Origin of the sequence: Vibrio iocasae, assembly GCF_042245395.1 — a bacterium.
In the GTDB taxonomy this organism is placed as follows: domain Bacteria; phylum Pseudomonadota; class Gammaproteobacteria; order Enterobacterales; family Vibrionaceae; genus Vibrio; species Vibrio iocasae.
Genome location: NZ_CP145311.1, coordinates 1,703,483 through 1,720,589, shown reverse-complemented (window position 1 = coordinate 1,720,589; position 17,107 = coordinate 1,703,483). Strand labels below are relative to the sequence as shown.

General features: G+C 44.5%; 9 protein-coding genes. 7 read left to right on the top strand and 2 right to left on the bottom strand.

Annotated features, from left to right (window positions below):
* Positions 1-181: 181 nt before the first annotated feature.
* The 6 genes from SNR28_RS17635 (at position 182) to SNR28_RS17610 (ending at position 5,673) form a co-directional block, all read left to right on the top strand.
* Positions 182-1,210, top strand: a complete 1,029-nt coding sequence (locus tag SNR28_RS17635) for an amino acid ABC transporter substrate-binding protein (protein WP_375753971.1) — start codon at positions 182-184, stop codon at positions 1,208-1,210.
* Positions 1,211-1,282: 72 nt separating this feature from the next.
* Complete coding sequence (locus SNR28_RS17630) at positions 1,283-2,488, top strand: amino acid ABC transporter permease (RefSeq protein ID WP_375753970.1); 1,206 nt, start codon at positions 1,283-1,285, stop codon at positions 2,486-2,488.
* Position 2,489: 1 nt separating this feature from the next.
* Positions 2,490-3,587 (top strand): amino acid ABC transporter permease, encoded by a 1,098-nt coding sequence (locus SNR28_RS17625; protein ID WP_375753969.1) that lies wholly within the window; start codon positions 2,490-2,492, stop codon positions 3,585-3,587.
* A 21-nt stretch (positions 3,588-3,608) separates the two neighbouring features.
* Positions 3,609-4,358 carry an amino acid ABC transporter ATP-binding protein gene (locus SNR28_RS17620; RefSeq protein WP_375753968.1) on the top strand — a complete coding sequence of 250 codons (750 nt, stop codon included), beginning with the start codon at positions 3,609-3,611 and terminating at the stop codon, positions 4,356-4,358.
* Positions 4,359-4,578: 220 nt separating this feature from the next.
* Entirely contained in the window at positions 4,579-5,241 is a 663-nt protein-coding gene (locus tag SNR28_RS17615) for a Bax inhibitor-1 family protein (RefSeq protein WP_375753967.1), read from the top strand.
* Positions 5,242-5,343: 102 nt separating this feature from the next.
* Complete coding sequence (locus tag SNR28_RS17610) at positions 5,344-5,673, top strand: TusE/DsrC/DsvC family sulfur relay protein (RefSeq protein ID WP_375753966.1); 330 nt, start codon at positions 5,344-5,346, stop codon at positions 5,671-5,673.
* 48 nt (positions 5,674-5,721) lie between these two features.
* On the opposite strand, the gene yccX is transcribed toward SNR28_RS17610, so the two are convergent.
* A complete protein-coding gene (gene yccX / locus SNR28_RS17605) occupies positions 5,722-5,997 on the bottom strand; it encodes an acylphosphatase (RefSeq protein ID WP_375753965.1) in 276 nt (91 codons plus the stop codon).
* 129 nt (positions 5,998-6,126) lie between these two features.
* Here yccX and SNR28_RS17600 point away from each other — a divergent pair, with 129 nt between their 5' ends.
* A complete protein-coding gene (locus SNR28_RS17600) occupies positions 6,127-7,320 on the top strand; it encodes a class I SAM-dependent methyltransferase (protein ID WP_375753964.1) in 1,194 nt (397 codons plus the stop codon).
* 114 nt (positions 7,321-7,434) lie between these two features.
* Here the strand turns inward: SNR28_RS17600 and SNR28_RS17595 are convergent, their stop codons facing one another.
* A complete protein-coding gene (locus SNR28_RS17595; RefSeq protein ID WP_375753963.1) occupies positions 7,435-16,863 on the bottom strand; it encodes a VCBS domain-containing protein in 9,429 nt (3,142 codons plus the stop codon).
* Positions 16,864-17,107: the final 244 nt, after the last annotated feature.

Below are 17,107 nucleotides of genomic sequence, written 5' to 3'. Positions count from 1 at the left end.
TTTTCTCTATATTTATTTTTTAATAAACAAATATTTTCGAGTTTCTAGAGCCTTACTAATGGATATGACTGAGAGCTTTGAAAACTTTAACACTTATAACTCTCAACAAAAACACAACAAAATAAAGAATATTGTATCAGGTGTCACCTGGTTCAACATGGATCATACAGGAAGGATACAAATGGCAAATAAACTAACAGTTCTTGCTTCCGTCGTAGCGGCTTCTACTGCGCTTATGGCAAACACTGCTTCTGCAGCTGACGGTACTCTAGATAAAGTCATGAAAGATGGTGTACTCACATGTGGTGTAAGTACAGGTCTACCAGGTTTCTCAAACCCTAACTCTAAAGGTGAATGGGAAGGTATTGACGTTGTTTACTGTCAAGCTGTTGCTGCTGCCGTTCTTGGCGACAAGACTAAAGTTAAGTACGTACCACTAACTGCAAAAGAAAGATTTACAGCACTTCAATCCGGTGAGATCGATATCCTTTCTCGTAACACAACTTGGACTCTACACCGTGATACTGCGCTTGGTCTTAACTTCGTAGGTGTAACTTACTACGATGGTCAGGGCTTTATGGTAAACAAAGATCTTGGTCTAAAGAGTGCTAAAGAGCTAGATGGCGCTTCTGTTTGTGTACAGTCTGGTACGACTACAGAACTTAACCTTGCCGACTACTTCCGTAACAATGGCATGTCTTATAAGCCAGTAGTATTTGATACAGCAGCTCAGACTTCTGCTGGTTTCGACTCAGGTCGTTGTGACGTGCTAACTACCGACCAATCAGGTCTTTACGCACTTCGTCTTAACCTAAAAGATCCAAGTTCTGCGGTAGTACTTCCTGAAATCATTTCTAAAGAACCTCTTGGTCCTGTAGTTCGCCAGGGTGACGATCAGTGGTTCAACGTAGCTAAGTGGGTTCTGAATGCGATGATCAACGCTGAAGAGTACGGCATCACTCAAGCTAACGCTGACGAAATGCTGAAATCTAAAGATCCTAATATCAAGCGTATCCTTGGTGTTGACGGACCTAAAGGTAAAGGCCTGGGTATCCGTGATGACTGGGGTTATCAGGTAGTTAAGCAGGTTGGTAACTACGGTGATGTGTTTGAAGCAACAGTAGGTGAAGGTTCACCACTTAAGATTTCACGCGGAGTTAACGCGCTGTGGAATGCAGGTGGCTTCCTATACGCTCCACCAATCCGCTAATTTAATCATTACAACTACTAGATATACAGGGCGGTTTTGCCGCCCTTTTTTGGATTTTGAGGTTAAAGCGGTATGAAACCTGACAATACAAGCGCAATGGCCCCGGGTAAACCCAAGCCAAAGAGCGCAAACCTTTTATATAATCCCACTTTTAGGGCAATCGCCTTTCAGGCAGTAGCTATTCTGGCTCTGGTCTATTTTTTCTATTCAATAGTCAACAATGCACTTACCAATCTAGAAGCTCGCGGGATCGCGACTGGATTTGAATTTTTAACTCAGGAAGCTGGCTTTGGGATTGGCCTGACTCTTGTCGAGTACGATGAAACCTTCTCTTACGGCAGAACCTTTGTTGTTGGATTACTGAATACAGCACTCGTTTCGGTTCTCGGTATTCTTTTAGCCACATTCTTAGGCTTTACCATAGGTATCGCAAGACTTTCTTCCAACTGGTTGGTTAGCCGCCTGGCAGCTGTCTATATAGAAACGTTTCGTAATATCCCTCTACTATTGCAGATATTCTTTTGGTATTTCGCGGTGCTACAGGCGCTGCCATCTCCAAGGCAAAGTATTAGCGTCGGTGAAGCTATATTTTTGAACGTGCGTGGCCTTTACTTCCCTTCTCCTGTGTTCGAGGACGGTAGTAATCTGGTTATTGGCGCTTTTCTTTTCGGCATCATCTTTACCGTTATTATCAATATCTGGGCTAATAATAAGCAAAAGTTGACAGGGCAACAGACACCAATGCTTAGAATAGGCTTGGGCTTAATTGTTGTTATTCCAACTATTGTTTACTTGCTTTCAGGCTCACCAATCTCTGGCGAATATCCTGTTCTAAAAGGATTTAACTTCCGGGGCGGTGTCAACATCATTCCCGAGCTAGGCGCCCTTTTACTTGCTTTGAGCATATATACCGCTGCATTTATTGCAGAGATCGTACGTTCTGGTATTAACGCGGTCAGCCACGGACAAACAGAAGCGGCAATGTCGCTTGGACTGCCTAAGTCGCGCACACTTAAACTGATCATCATTCCTCAGGCACTTAGAATCATTATCCCTCCGCTAACAAGTCAGTACTTAAACCTGACAAAAAACTCGTCGTTAGCGATGGCGATAGGTTATCCAGATCTCGTTTCAGTATTTGCCGGTACTACTCTAAACCAGACTGGTCAGGCAATTGAAATCATCGCGATGACCATGGCCGTTTACTTGACGTTAAGTCTGGTGACTTCGCTGTTGATGAACATATACAACCGTAAAGTTGCGTTGGTGGAGAGATAAAATGAAAGTACATCAATTTAAAGAAGATCTCCCGCCACCGGCAAACACTGTTGGTATTGTTGGCTGGCTTCGTAAGAATCTGTTCAATAGCCCTGTAAATACTGTTCTTACATTTATTCTGGGTTACTTCGCTCTGTCTATTATCTGGGCTATCTCAGACTGGGCACTACTTAAAGCCGACTGGATAGGTACTACGCGTGATGCGTGTACCCGCGATGGCGCATGTTGGGTATTTATTAGTGTGCGCTGGGAACAGTTTATGTACGGCTTCTATCCTGAGGCTGAGCTTTGGCGCCCTCGCCTTTTCTACGCAACGTTAGCGATTTTTGTTGTTGCACTAATGTATGAAAAGACCCCAAAGCGTGGCTGGATTTGGCTGTTCTTCGTAAACATTTATCCGTTTATTGTCGCGGGATTATTATACGGTGGTTTCTTTGGACTGGAGGTTGTAGAAACTCATAAGTGGGGTGGACTTCTTGTCACTCTGATCATTGCTCTGGTTGGTATTGTTGTTTCATTACCTATCGGTGTTGCGTTGGCCCTCGGTCGTCGTTCTGACATGCCTATCATTAGAAGCATGTGTACAGTCTACATCGAAGTCTGGCGTGGTGTACCTCTTATTACCGTACTCTTTATGGCATCGGTAATGCTGCCTCTGTTCCTGTCTGAAGGTTCAGAGACAGATAAGTTACTTCGCGCACTTATTGGTGTTGTGATGTTCAGTGCAGCCTATATGGCAGAGGTTATCCGTGGTGGTCTTCAGGCAATTCCAAAAGGACAGTACGAAGCAGCAGACGCTCTTGGGCTAAGCTACTGGGAAAAGACTCGCCTGATCATCCTGCCTCAGGCTCTGAAGATCACGATTCCTTCGATCGTAAACACATTTATTGGCCTGTTTAAAGACACCAGTCTGGTATTAATCATCGGTATGTTTGACGTACTGGGTATCGGACAAGCAGCAAACACCGACCCTGAATGGCTTGGTTTTGCTATAGAAAGTTATGTATTTGTCGCGTTAGTGTTCTGGGTGTTCTGTTTTGGTATGTCGAGATACTCGATCTACCTAGAGAACAAACTCCACACCGGCCACAAACGTTAATTAGAGGTTCAAGGACGTATTATGTCGCAACAGAATGAACATGTAATCGAAATTAAAGATATGAACAAGTGGTACGGTGAGTTCCATGTTCTTAAAGATATCAACCTAAAAGTGAAAAAAGGCGAAAAGATAGTCATCTGTGGCCCTTCTGGCTCAGGTAAATCGACGATGATTCGTTGTATTAACCGCCTGGAAGAACACCAACGCGGCCATATTTTCGTTGAAGGTAACGAGCTGACTGAAGATCTAAAAGACATTGAAGCGGTGAGAAAAGAAGTGGGAATGTGTTTCCAGCACTTTAACCTGTTCCCTCACCTGACAGTTCTTGAAAACTGTACTCTTGCTCCGATTTGGGTAAAGAAAATGCCTAAAGAAGAAGCGGAAGAGATAGCAATGAAGTATCTTGAGCGAGTTAAGATTCCTCAGCAAGCTTTGAAATATCCAGGACAGCTTTCCGGTGGTCAGCAGCAGCGTGTTGCTATTGCGCGTTCTCTTTGCATGAACCCAAGTATCATGTTGTTTGACGAGCCGACATCTGCGCTCGATCCAGAAATGGTTCGTGAAGTACTCGATGTAATGGTTGAACTCGCTGATGAAGGCATGACCATGCTTTGTGTAACACACGAGATGGGCTTTGCTAAAGAAGTTGCCGATAGAGTTATCTTTATGGATGCCGGTGAGATTATTGAAGAGAACAATCCTGTAGAGTTCTTTGAAAATCCACAGTCTGATCGAACTCAAAACTTCTTGAGCCAGATCTTGAGTCACTAACTATAATTCTGCAAAATAGATCAAATAAGGGTAGCTTTGCTACCCTTACTTTTAGCAAGATAAACGGTATAACATTTTGTTACACCTTTCAGAAAAGTTATCTTTATGAATAAAAACACTTTTCTGTATTATTAGAGTCTACAGGGGCTTGAAGTTTGAAACTTTTAGCCACATATATAAACTAAGTAATAAACAAGTCAGTTACCTTTTGAGGAAGATTATGAACAGTCCAATGGTATCACGCACTTCTACCGAGCAGAGCGTGCTGCAAACAAACAAAGTATTGCGTAATACATACTTTTTGCTTTCAATGACACTTATCTGGTCTGCAGTGGTAGCCGGCGTATCTATGGCTCTTAACCTACCGCATCCAGGTCTGATTATTATGCTTGTTGGTTTCTATGGCCTGCTTTTCCTAACAGAAAAGAACCGTAACAACAGCATGGGTATCGTGTTTACTTTCCTATTTACCGGTTTCCTTGGTTACACATTAGGTCCTATCCTAAGCATGTACCTTGGTGCAGGCATGGGTGATGTAGTAATGACTGCGCTGGGTGGTACTGCACTGGCATTTATGTCTGCTTCTGCATACGCTCTAACAACTAAACGTGACCTATCATTCCTAAACGGCATGATGATGGCAGGCTTTGTTGTTATCCTAGTTGGTTTCATCGCAAACCTATTCCTACAGATGCCAGCACTGTCTCTAGCTATGAGCGGTATGTTTATCCTGTTCTCAACAGGTGCAATTTTGCTAACTACGCAGTCAATCGTGCGTGGTGGTGAAACGAACTACATCTCAGCGACAGTTACTCTGTACGTATCTATCTACAACATGTTCATCAGCCTACTAAGCATCCTTGGTGTAATGAACGACGACTAATACGTCTGAACAACGAATCTCAAAGCCCGGATTTACATCCGGGCTTTTTTGTTTTCAGTAAAAGGAGTATCCTTTGCCAAAACAAAGCACAAGATAATATTTATGTTTGAATACAACGGTAAATCAATAGAGACAGATAAAGAAGGCTACCTTCTCAACCATGAAGAATGGGAAGAAGGCATGATCGGTATTCTTGCTGAAGACGAAGGTATTGAAGTAACGGAAGATCATCTTGAAATCATCTTATTCGTTCGCAAGTTTTACGAAGAGTTCAATACCTCCCCGGCAGTACGAATGCTGGTAAAAGCGGTCGAAAAAGAGCATGGTCCGGAAAAAGGCAACAGCAAGTACTTGTTTAAGTTGTTCAAAAAGGGGCCAGCAAAACAAGCGACTAAACTTGCAGGCCTTCCAAAACCGGCTAAATGCCTTTAAGCCAGTTCGCAGATATGTCTGAATAACTGATTCTCCCTAGAGGGTGAATCAGTATTTAATCTCAAAGCCTTTGTAAGCCTTAAAAGGAACTTCGTCCCAGGTTAGCTTTGTAACCCGTGACATTCTTGGCCCCATTTTTAACCACTCGATAAAATCATCAAGCTGAGCTTCGCTACCACAAGCAACAACTTCTACATCACCGTTATACAGATTCATTGCATATCCTGTTAAGCCGCGTTTTAAGCCTTCGTGGCAAGTGTGATAACGAAAGCCAACCCCCTGCACTGTACCTTCGACAGTAAACTTATAGCTGATTTTCTCCATAACCGCTTTCCTTGAGTTTTGATTCCTTTATCTTAGCTTAGGAGAGATAACTTACTGTGACATAAGAATTGATTTTGGTTTCCTCATCAAGGACAATACCGCCCCATTTAACACATTCTGGTAATACTTATGACCGCTTCTATCTATCTCGCTAAAGGCCGTGACAAATCACTGCGTAGAAAACACCCTTGGATTTTTTCTCGTGGCATAGAAAGAGTGGAAGGTAATCCCGAAAGTGGCGAAACGGTAGATGTTTTTGCTAACAACGGTCAATGGCTGGCAAAAGCAGCTTACTCCCCTGCTTCACAAATTCGAGCTCGTGTCTGGTCTTTTGAAAAAAAGAACATTGATAAGGCTTTTTTTGTAGAACGTATTCAGCAGGCACAACTACTACGTGATGATTGTATTGAAAGGGATGGACTAACCGGTTATCGCCTTATTGCAGCAGAATCAGATGGTTTGCCAGGAATCACAATCGATCGTTACCAGAATTACCTTGTATGCCAGCTTCTCAGTGCCGGGGCGGAGTATCAAAAAACAACCCTAGTTGAAGCTTTGAACGAGGTTTTCCCCGACTTCAACATTTATGAACGTTCAGATGTTGCGGTTCGTAAAAAAGAAGGTTTAAAAGAAACCGTTGGTGTTCTTTACGGAGAAGAGCCTTCTGAGTCTGTAGTTATTGAAGAGAACGGTGTAAAGATCTCTGTTGATATTAAGAACGGCCACAAAACGGGCTTCTACCTTGACCAGCGTGACAGCCGAGAGCAATCAACGAAGTATGTCAAAGATAAAGAAGTCCTCAACTGCTTCTCATACACGGGTGGATTTGGTCTTTACGCTTTAAAAGGTGGTGCAAAACGCGTCATCAACGCTGATGTCTCGCAGCCCGCGCTTGATACGGCAAAACGCAATGCGGAACTGAATGGGTTCGATATCTCCAAAAAGCGCGCTGTTTTCTTAAATGCAGACGTATTTAAGCTGCTTCGTGAATATCGTGACCAAGGTACGAAGTTTGATGTTGTCATTATGGACCCACCTAAGTTCGCGGACTCCAAAGCCCAGTTAAATGGTGCTTGTCGTGGATACAAAGACATAAACATGTTGGCAATGCAGATTCTGAAATCAGGTGGAACACTACTGACCTACTCTTGTTCAGGCCTGATGGACCAAGATTTATTCCAGAAGATCCTAGCCGATGCAGCTGTTGACGCAAACCGAAGCGTGAAATTTGTTGAGCGTTTCGAACAAGCTGCCGACCATCCTGTTGATACCGCTTATCCTGAAGGTTTCTATCTGAAGGGTTTTGCTTGTAGAGTTTTCTAAGTCTATAAGAAATCGCAACTATTCACTTGTGTTACGTTTCAATACATTAAAAAGGGCCAGAATCAGTGTTCACTGATTCTGGCCCTTTGAGTATCAGGGACTCAAAACTAGTTATTAGTCATGTTTAATAAAGCTGTTGAAGAATAGTTCATTGGTTAGCTCTGCAGGAGATGACAAACTATCTAACTGAGAGACAACATCCTCGATAACAATAGTCTGAGTGTTACCATTGTTAGTAATATTAAAAGACACATCACCTTCCGCCTCATCGACCTGAATATTATTCAATAGATCACCCAGATCACTAGCATTGGTTGGTAAGTTCTGATCATCGCTAAGGTCAAGAAGTTCACTTATATCAATAGAGTCTTCACCTACGGTGAAGTCTCTGATAGTGTCAGTCGTTCCGTTATCCAGACTTTCAGTTGTCCAGATAAAGGTATCGTCGCCTTCGCCACCAGTTAAAATATCCTGGCCAACACCTGCAAACACAACACTGCTACTACCAATCGTTGCATCAGTTATCGGTGCCTCGTGGTGTAAGATATCAGAGCTGATTGGTTCAAAGTCTTGAACAGTAACCACACTCGGTTTTGTATTCCCGAAATTAGCCAGTTCGACATCCAGCTCATACCGACCACCCTGATCCCAGTAGACAATTTCAATATCCTGATATCCTGCGTCCTCGACTTCAAACACTACATGAGTGCTTCTTGGGTCTGCATTATTGGCACTATCTGGGTGTCGCATTGTTGGGCCTTGATTGCCATCAAACTGAGCTACTACTTCACCATTGACCTTTATGGAATAACCGTCATCAGCAGTCACTTTGAATGCATAAAAACCAGTGGTTAGTTCAATAGCACCAGACATGCGGACGATAGCATCTGCTGAATTTTCAAATGATTCTGACTTGCTTAGTGAAGCAGAATCTGTACCTAGGAACACCTCTAGGTTATTTTCTCCACCCAGGTTTTGACCATTATTACCTTTATAGCTTAAACCAGTAGAGGTAAAAATTGCATCAGCATCATTCTCATCCCCAGATTCAAGATAATTAAGTGCACCCGATACATTCCTCAGATTATTACCATAATCTTTCTGAGCAACATTGTTTCCCGGATTATCATGATAAGTGAAGTACTCTCCTTTCAACCCTGACACCATTGAAGAATTAACTTCGATCGTATCTATAGTAACCTCTGCTTCGTTACTAACTGCACCATCACTATCTGTTGCTTCATATTTAAATGAGTCAGATACATCGGCAGATATAACTTCGACACCTTGCAATAACATGTTTGAGTTGAGCTTGGTACTCGCATCTATTCCATCTGCATCATCAGCACTTTGAGTAGTAAATACTCTGAACTCGTCAAAAGAGACACCCTCAGGAGCATTAATTACCACACTAAAATCACCACTACCGTCAAACACAACATCATTGGTTTTATCATTAAACGTATAGAGGTACGGCTCACCTGTAGTGCTTATTGCCAGTATATTGACTTGAGCCTCTTGAGCGCTCGTATCATTCTTATCGTAATAATTGCCAAGGCTGCTAAACGTAAACTTAGCGGAGGTTATTTCAGCGTTTGCACCGGTATAGTCGACAGAAATATATTCTTTTCCTGTAACATCCATTTCCGGTGTATCTTTATCGCTAGAATCAACACCAAGCCCAACTTTGTTGATAGACTTCGTTTGATCTTGCTTGTACGTGATTGTTGTTTCAGTGTCAGTAGGCTCACCATCTGGCATTGCACCGGAGTATTGATGCGAACTTATGGTGACCCCTGTTGATGTAACCTCAGCGCTCTGCTGACCTACGACATCAAACTTATCATCCTCAACTAAAGATTTAGCGTCAAAGCTTAACTTAGCGGTAATATCCGCATCGCTTAGTTTTTCGTACTTAACCTCTGTGAACTCATTTACGTTCGCCGGATCAACTTCTTTACCTTCACTATCGAAGAACTTGAGCTCACCATATTTTGGCCCATCAGCCTCCGAAATATTTATAGCGAGCTGCTCTGAGTCAGGATCGGTAACATGATCTTTACTAGACTCAGTACTACCAAAACTAAAGGTTTGGTCAGATGCGATGCTAAAATCATCTGCTACAGGGTTATCGTTTACTGGTTTAACATTTACGTTGATAACAACGGTATCTTTAGCACCGTTACCATCAGTCACTGTTACTTTAAATGAATCTTTCCCACTAAAGTCTTCATTTGGATTGTATGTATATTTCCCTGTAACAGGATCAATGCTGACTGAACCATTTGCTGCTTTATCAGAATCAAGAATTTCATAGGTTAATGAATCACCATCATCTAAATCAGTAACTATGATAGGTGTTTCAGAAGAAACGAACTCGTGATCTTCATTGACAACTATATTAGTTTCAGTAGCACCGTCAGAAATGTCTATTACTGGCGCATTGTCATTAATACGATTAACGTCGATCTCCACTTTAATTTCGTCTGAGTAGTGTTTGCCATCATACGACTTCACGCCCAGCTCAAGGCTGGTGATGTCAGTACCCTTATCGTTATCTATGGCAGCAGCACCTTTCGCGGTCAGCGTCACATCACCTGTTTTTGCGTCTATACGGAAGTAACCTTGCTCATTACCACTGGTGATTTCGTACGTCAGCCCCTTAACATCCGAGTCATCCAAATCATCCGCTTTAAACGTGGCAACTAAAGTGCCTTTTTTGACTGAGCCTTCTGTTAACTCTTTGACATCCGTTACTTCGATGGTTGGCTCATTGTCGTTAACGCGAATAATTTTGAAGCTTTGTGCCATCTCTCTGGTGTCATGCTGCCCATCACTGGCGACCACTTTTACCTCAAGGCTTGTGATGTCTTTACCTTCATCACTGTTGATAGCATCAGCCCCCTTCGCCGTTAACGTCACCACTCCTGTCTTTTCATCTATCTGGAAGTAGCCATCATCGTTATTACTTGTAATTCGGTAAGTCAACGTATCTTGATCATCGATATCTTCAATTCTAAAACTGGCGAGATGCACACCCGCTTTGGCTTCCCATGTCCCTTCAACCAACTCATGGTTAGAGCCGTATGAAATCACACGTGGCGCATTGTCATTAATGCGATCAACATCGATCTCCACTTTAATTTCGTCTGAGTAGTGTTTGCCATCATACGACTTCACGCCCAGCTCAAGGCTGGTGATGTCAGTACCCTTATCGTTATCTATGGCAGCAGCACCTTTCGCGGTCAGCGTGACACGCCCATCTGCATCTATCTGGAAATAACCATCCTCATTACCACTGGTAATTTGGTACGTCAGGCCTTTAACATCTGCATCATCCAGATCATCCGCTTTAAACGTAGCAACCAATGTACCTTCACTTACTGAGCCCTCTTCCAGTTTCTCTAGCTTAGTTGCTTCGATAGTTGGCGCATCATTAGTGCCTGTAAGTGTAATAGTAACTGTTGCAGTATCAGTTCCTTGGTTTCCGTCATCTACAGTGTATTCAAACGTATCGGTTGCTCGCTCACCCTCAGATAAATGATCAAACTTACCATTCGGATTGTAGTCATAAGTGCCATCTGAACGTAAAGTCAGCAATGCTCCACTATCAAGTATTATTGTCTCTCCGACTTTAATCTCTTTATCATCAACCTTAACAATTGATAACTTGTCACCATCCACATCCGTGTCGTTTCCAAGTAGAACATCAGCAACAGAGATATTTAGTACAGCATCTTCACTTGTAGTAAGAGTCGCTTCTTTTACTTCGATATTGTCTAAATAAGCTCCAAGTGAGTTTTGTTGACCTTCACCAGCAAAAGAAAGCGTTGTTGTCGCGTCACTGTCTGACACTCCGGTGACTGAAACGCTATACCAACCGGTTACCTCATTGTATGTAACGGTCACATCCTCAGCGACACCAAGTCTGTTGCCATTCTCATCGATGTCATAAACCGTTACCTTGGTCGCCCCCTGAGCATCTTTACTTGCGACAACTAGTAGGCTCGTGCTACCAAATGTCACTTTCATATTGCTATCGTTTACACTTCCCGGGCGTGGTTTGTAATCAAAACTCAGCTCATAAGACTCTTTCGGTTCTGTGTCTAGCTCTCTAGATATTTTAACAAGACTGTTAGGCCCATGAGCGTCGAGTTCGGCATGTGCATTGCCTTCGGATGCCGAAGACCCACCTACGTTTCCACTTTGGATTTCCAGCTCAGCGGATTTACCATTCTTGTCTGTAATGGTCCAGCCGTTGTAATTACCGAACTCTCCCCAGCTATTTCCTGACAGGCCACTGGTTTCGAACGATTCGGTGAATAATACTTTGTCAGCATCGTCTACGGCTACTGGACCATCGTTGGTGCCGGTAATGGTGATCTCCAGATTTGAGGTCGCTTTCGCACCGTGTTCATCCGTTACGGTCACCGGAACCGTGATGGTTTGTATCTCACCTTTCTCCAGTGAATCATATTCTGACGCGTCAAAACGGTAGGTGCCGTCGTCGTTCAGGGTCAGACCTTTCACGGTTTTGCTTGTGCTGAAGGTCAGCTCTGCACCTTTGCCCAGATCCACATCATCCGCATCCATACGACCTCGAATGCTCTTATCTTCCGTCACACTCCGCGTTTCTGTTTCAATGGTTGGCTTGTCGTTGGTGCCGGTAATAGTGATCTCCAGAGTCGAGGTCGCTTTCGCACCGTGTTCATCCGTTACGGTCACCGGAACCGTGATAGTTTGTATCTCACCTTTCTCCAGTGAATCATATTCTGACGCGTCAAAGCGGTAAGTCCCGTCATCATTCAGAGTCAGGCCTTTCACGGTTTTACTTGTGCTGAACGTTAGCTCTGCGTCTTTGCCCAGATCCACATCATCCGCATCCATACGACCTCGAATGCTCTTATCTTCCGTCACACTCCGGGTTTCTGTTTCAATGGTTGGCTTGTCGTTGGTGCCGGTAATAGTGATCTCCAGAGTCGAGGTCGCTTTCGCACCGTGTTCATCCGTTACGGTCACCGGAACCGTGATGGTTTGTATCTCACCTTTCTCCAGTGAATCATATTCTGACGCGTCAAAACGGTAGGTGCCGTCTTCATTCAGAGTCAGACCTTTCACGGTTTTGCTTGTGCTGAAGGTCAACTCTGCGCCTTTGCCCAGATCCACATCATCCGCATCCATACGACCTCGAATGCTCTTATCTTCCGTCACACTGCGGGTTTCTGTCTCAATGGTTGGCTTGTCGTTGGTGCCGGTAATAGTGATCTCCAGAGTCGAGGTCGCTTTTGCACCGTGTTCATCCGTTACGGTCACCGGAACCGTGATGGTTTGTATCTCACCTTTCTCCAGTGAATCATATTCTGACGCGTCAAAGCGGTAAGTCCCGTCATCATTCAGAGTCAGGCCTTTCACGGTTTTACTTGTGCTGAAAGTTAGCTCTGCGCCTTTGCCCAGATCCACATCATCCGCATCCATACGACCTCGAATGCTCTTATCTTCCGTCACACTCCGCGTTTCTGTCTCAATGGTTGGCTTGTCGTTGGTGCCGGTAATAGTGATCTCCAGAGTCGAGGTCGCTTTCGCACCGTGTTCATCCGTTACGGTCACCGGAACCGTGATGGTTTGTATCTCGCCTTTCTCCAGTGAATCATATTCTGACGCGTCAAAACGGTAGGTGCCGTCTTCATTCAGAGTCAGACCTTTCACGGTTTTGCTTGTGCTGAAGGTCAACTCTGCGCCTTTGCCCAGATCCACATCATCCGCATCCATACGACCTCGAATGCTCTTATCTTCCGTCACACTGCGGGTTTCTGTCTCAATGGTTGGCTTGTCGTTGGTGCCGGTAATAGTGATCTCCAGAGTCGAGGTCGCTTTCGCACCGTGTTCATCCGTTACAGTCACCGGAACCGTGATGGTTTGTATCTCACCTTTCTCCAGTGAATCATATTCTGACGCGTCAAAACGGTAGGTGCCGTCTTCATTCAGAGTCAGACCTTTCACGGTTTTGCTTGTGCTGAAGGTCAACTCTGCGCCTTTGCCCAGATCCACATCATCCGCATCCATACGACCTCGAATGCTCTTATCTTCCGTCACACTGCGGGTTTCTGTCTCAATGGTTGGCTTGTCGTTGGTGCCGGTAATAGTGATCTCCAGAGTCGAGGTCGCTTTTGCACCGTGTTCATCCGTTACGGTCACCGGAACCGTGATGGTTTGTATCTCACCTTTCTCCAGTGAATCATATTCTGACGCGTCAAAGCGGTAAGTCCCGTCATCATTCAGAGTCAGGCCTTTCACGGTTTTACTTGTGCTGAAAGTTAGCTCTGCGCCTTTGCCCAGATCCACATCATCCGCATCCATACGACCTCGAATGCTCTTATCTTCCGTCACACTCCGCGTTTCTGTCTCAATGGTTGGCTTGTCGTTGGTGCCGGTAATAGTGATCTCCAGAGTCGAGGTCGCTTTCGCACCGTGTTCATCCGTTACGGTCACCGGAACCGTGATGGTTTGTATCTCGCCTTTCTCCAGTGAATCATATTCTGACGCGTCAAAACGGTAGGTGCCGTCTTCATTCAGAGTCAGACCTTTCACGGTTTTGCTTGTGCTGAAGGTCAACTCTGCGCCTTTGCCCAGATCCACATCATCCGCATCCATACGACCTCGAATGCTCTTATCTTCCGTCACACTCCGCGTTTCTGTCTCAATGGTTGGCTTGTCGTTGGTGCCGGTAATAGTGATCTCCAGAGTCGAGGTCGCTTTTGCACCGTGTTCATCCGTTACGGTCACCGGAACCGTGATGGTTTGTGTTTCACCTTTCTCCAGTGAATCATATTCTGACGCGTCAAAACGGTAGGTGCCGTCTTCATTCAGAGTCAGACCTTTCACGGTTTTGCTTGTGCTGAAGGTCAGCTCTGCGCCTTTGCCCAAATCCACATCATCCGCATCCATACGTCCTCGAATGCTCTTATCTTCCGTCACACTGCGGGTTTCTGTTTCAATGGTTGGCTTGTCGTTGGTGCCGGTAATAGTGATCTCCAGAGTCGAGGTCGCTTTCGCACCGTGTTCATCCGTTACGGTCACCGGAACCGTGATGGTTCGTATCTCACCTTTCTCCAGTGAGTCATATTCTGACGCGTCAAAACGGTAGGTGCCGTCGTCGTTCAGAGTCAGGCCTTTCACGGTTTTACTTGTGCTGAAGGTCAGTTCTGCACCTTTACCCAGATCCACATCATCCGCATCCATACGACCTCGAATGCTCTTATCTTCCGTCACACTCCGGGTTTCTGTTTCAATGGTTGGCTTGTCGTTGGTGCCGGTAATAGTGATCTCCAGAGTCGAGGTCGCTTTCGCACCGTGTTCATCCGTTACGGTCACCGGAACCGTGATGGTTTGTATCTCACCTTTCTCCAGTGAATCATATTCTGACGCGTCAAAGCGGTAAGTCCCGTCATCATTCAGAGTCAGGCCTTTCACGGTTTTACTTGTGCTGAAAGTTAGCTCTGCGCCTTTGCCCAGATCCACATCATCCGCATCCATACGACCTCGAATGCTCTTATCTTCCGTCACACTCCGCGTTTCTGTCTCAATGGTTGGCTTGTCGTTGGTGCCGGTAATAGTGATCTCCAGAGTCGAGGTCGCTTTTGCACCGTGTTCATCCGTTACGGTCACCGGAACCGTGATGGTTTGTGTTTCACCTTTCTCCAGTGAATCATATTCTGACGCGTCAAAACGGTAGGTGCCGTCTTCATTCAGAGTCAGACCTTTCACGGTTTTGCTTGTGCTGAAGGTCAGCTCTGCGCCTTTGCCCAAATCCACATCATCCGCATCCATACGTCCTCGAATGCTCTTATCTTCCGTCACACTGCGGGTTTCTGTTTCAATAGTCGGCTTGTCGTTGGTGCCAGTAATAGTCACAATTACGGTCTCGGTATCGGAACCACCATTACCATCGTAAACTGTTACATTGAAGCTCACTTTTGTAGTTTCACCCATCTCCAGACTCTGGAAATCACTACCCGGGTTGTACGTGTACTCACCCGTGCTTGCGTTTATGCTGACACTGCCTTGTCCTTCCGGCATAGCTGTAACACTGAAAGTATGACCACTATCTTTTATATCAGGGTCTGTGAAGCTTGGTGTGCCTTTCACTTCACCACCATCTTCATCCGCATTCAGGCTATTGACTGTCAACACCGGATCGTCATTCGTACCTTTCACGGTCACCGTGACCGTCTCAGTATCCGTACCACCTTTGCCGTCATCAACCGTCACATCGAAGCTAACAGTAGCGGTCTCATTCAAAGCTAGATTCTGAAAGTCATTACCCGGGTTGTAAGTGTACTCACCAGTATTCGCATCGATGCTTACGCTACCTTGCCCTTCCGGCATTGCTGTAACACTGAAAGTGTGTCCTGAGTCGTTGGTATCAGGATCAACGAAACTTGGGGTACCGATAACTGCACTGCCATCTTCCGTCGCACTCAAGTTATTAACTGTTAATACTGGAGCATCATTTGAACCCGTTACAGTAATAGCAACAGTCTGAACATCACTAACTAAACCACCATTATCCGTAGCAGTATAAGTAAAGGTAACTTCGCGCGTTTCACCTTCAGCAAGATCATCAAACTCTGTGCCAGGGTTAAACGAGTAACTACCATCGGTATTTAACGTTAGAGCGCCTTCAGATACATCAGAAACAAGCTGGTAACTGGCAATGGTTCCATCGATATCTGTTGCTGCTGGAACATTACCTTCCAATATCGTGTTTTCTTCTGTGCTGTTGGTGCCATCAACTGCAACAGGTGCATCGTTCACTGAATTAACGACTACTGTCGCTGTCGCTGTTGTGCTGCCATTATTCCCGTCATCTACGGTGTAAGTAATCGTTGCCACGCCAAAGTAGTTAGCAGCAGGGGTGAAAACAAGGTTGCCATCTACAATTTCAACAGTGCCTTGTCCGGCCGGTACTGTTGCCGCTGTTAAAGTTAAAGTATCGTTGTTTGCATCAGAGTCGTTCGCCAACACGTCCATGGTTACTGGCTGATCTTCGTCTGTAACGAAGGCATCGTCTATGGCAGTTGGATCAGCGAGGTATCTTTCTAGTGAGAGTCTTTGAGTGGATGAAAGAGCAGACTCTTCTGAAGTGCTGTTTGCTGAGTTAAATTCCGCTGAAGTGTCAAAAGCAGTGCTTCCTTGGCTTTCAGCCGCTGTTCTTTCAACAGTTGTGGTACCTTCATTCGATGAACTTGTATTTGTAGTACCTGCTGCCGGTGCAAAAGCTTCGGAAAGCTGTGTTGGGTCCTGTCCTCGTTCCAATTGAGCAAAAATCTGCTCTATCTCATCATCAATGTTTTGAATTTCTCCATCGTCTCCAATGATGCCAATCTTTGTTTCGGCAGCAACCTCCATTGGAGAATCTCCCTTATAGACAAAAACATCACCGGGATTTAACTCAGAGAAACCATCAACAATTTTAATGTGACCGTTAATATCGATAACTATATATTTAGAATTTTCAGAGATATCATCGAACAAAACACTCATAACCAACCTTTCCTTCGTCTACACATGCATTAAATGCAATAAATTCATTACTTATTGTTATTTCTGTAAACAAATCAATTCACAGCAACGCCCAAAACTACCACCAAAGTGGAACGAGAACCACATTTTGGCGATAGTAAATAAACTTTTGTAGTATACGTCTCATTTATTTAGATTTGATCTCATGTTTGAGATTTTTATTTATTATGGGAATATAATATTTAAATAATTAGCTGTATTCTTT

Excerpts from the sequence above, each read along its gene's own strand:
- SNR28_RS17635 (WP_375753971.1), top strand. The coding sequence starts at position 182 with ATGGCAAATAAACTAACAGTTCTTGCTTCCGTCGTAGCGGCTTCTACT.
- SNR28_RS17630 (WP_375753970.1), top strand. The coding sequence starts at position 1,283 with ATGAAACCTGACAATACAAGCGCAATGGCCCCGGGTAAACCCAAGCCA.
- SNR28_RS17625 (WP_375753969.1), top strand. The coding sequence starts at position 2,490 with ATGAAAGTACATCAATTTAAAGAAGATCTCCCGCCACCGGCAAACACT.
- SNR28_RS17620 (WP_375753968.1), top strand. The coding sequence starts at position 3,609 with ATGTCGCAACAGAATGAACATGTAATCGAAATTAAAGATATGAACAAG.
- SNR28_RS17615 (WP_375753967.1), top strand. The coding sequence starts at position 4,579 with ATGAACAGTCCAATGGTATCACGCACTTCTACCGAGCAGAGCGTGCTG.
- SNR28_RS17610 (WP_375753966.1), top strand. The coding sequence starts at position 5,344 with ATGTTTGAATACAACGGTAAATCAATAGAGACAGATAAAGAAGGCTAC.
- yccX (WP_375753965.1), bottom strand. The coding sequence starts at position 5,997 with ATGGAGAAAATCAGCTATAAGTTTACTGTCGAAGGTACAGTGCAGGGG.
- SNR28_RS17600 (WP_375753964.1), top strand. The coding sequence starts at position 6,127 with ATGACCGCTTCTATCTATCTCGCTAAAGGCCGTGACAAATCACTGCGT.
- SNR28_RS17595 (WP_375753963.1), bottom strand. The coding sequence starts at position 16,863 with ATGAGTGTTTTGTTCGATGATATCTCTGAAAATTCTAAATATATAGTT.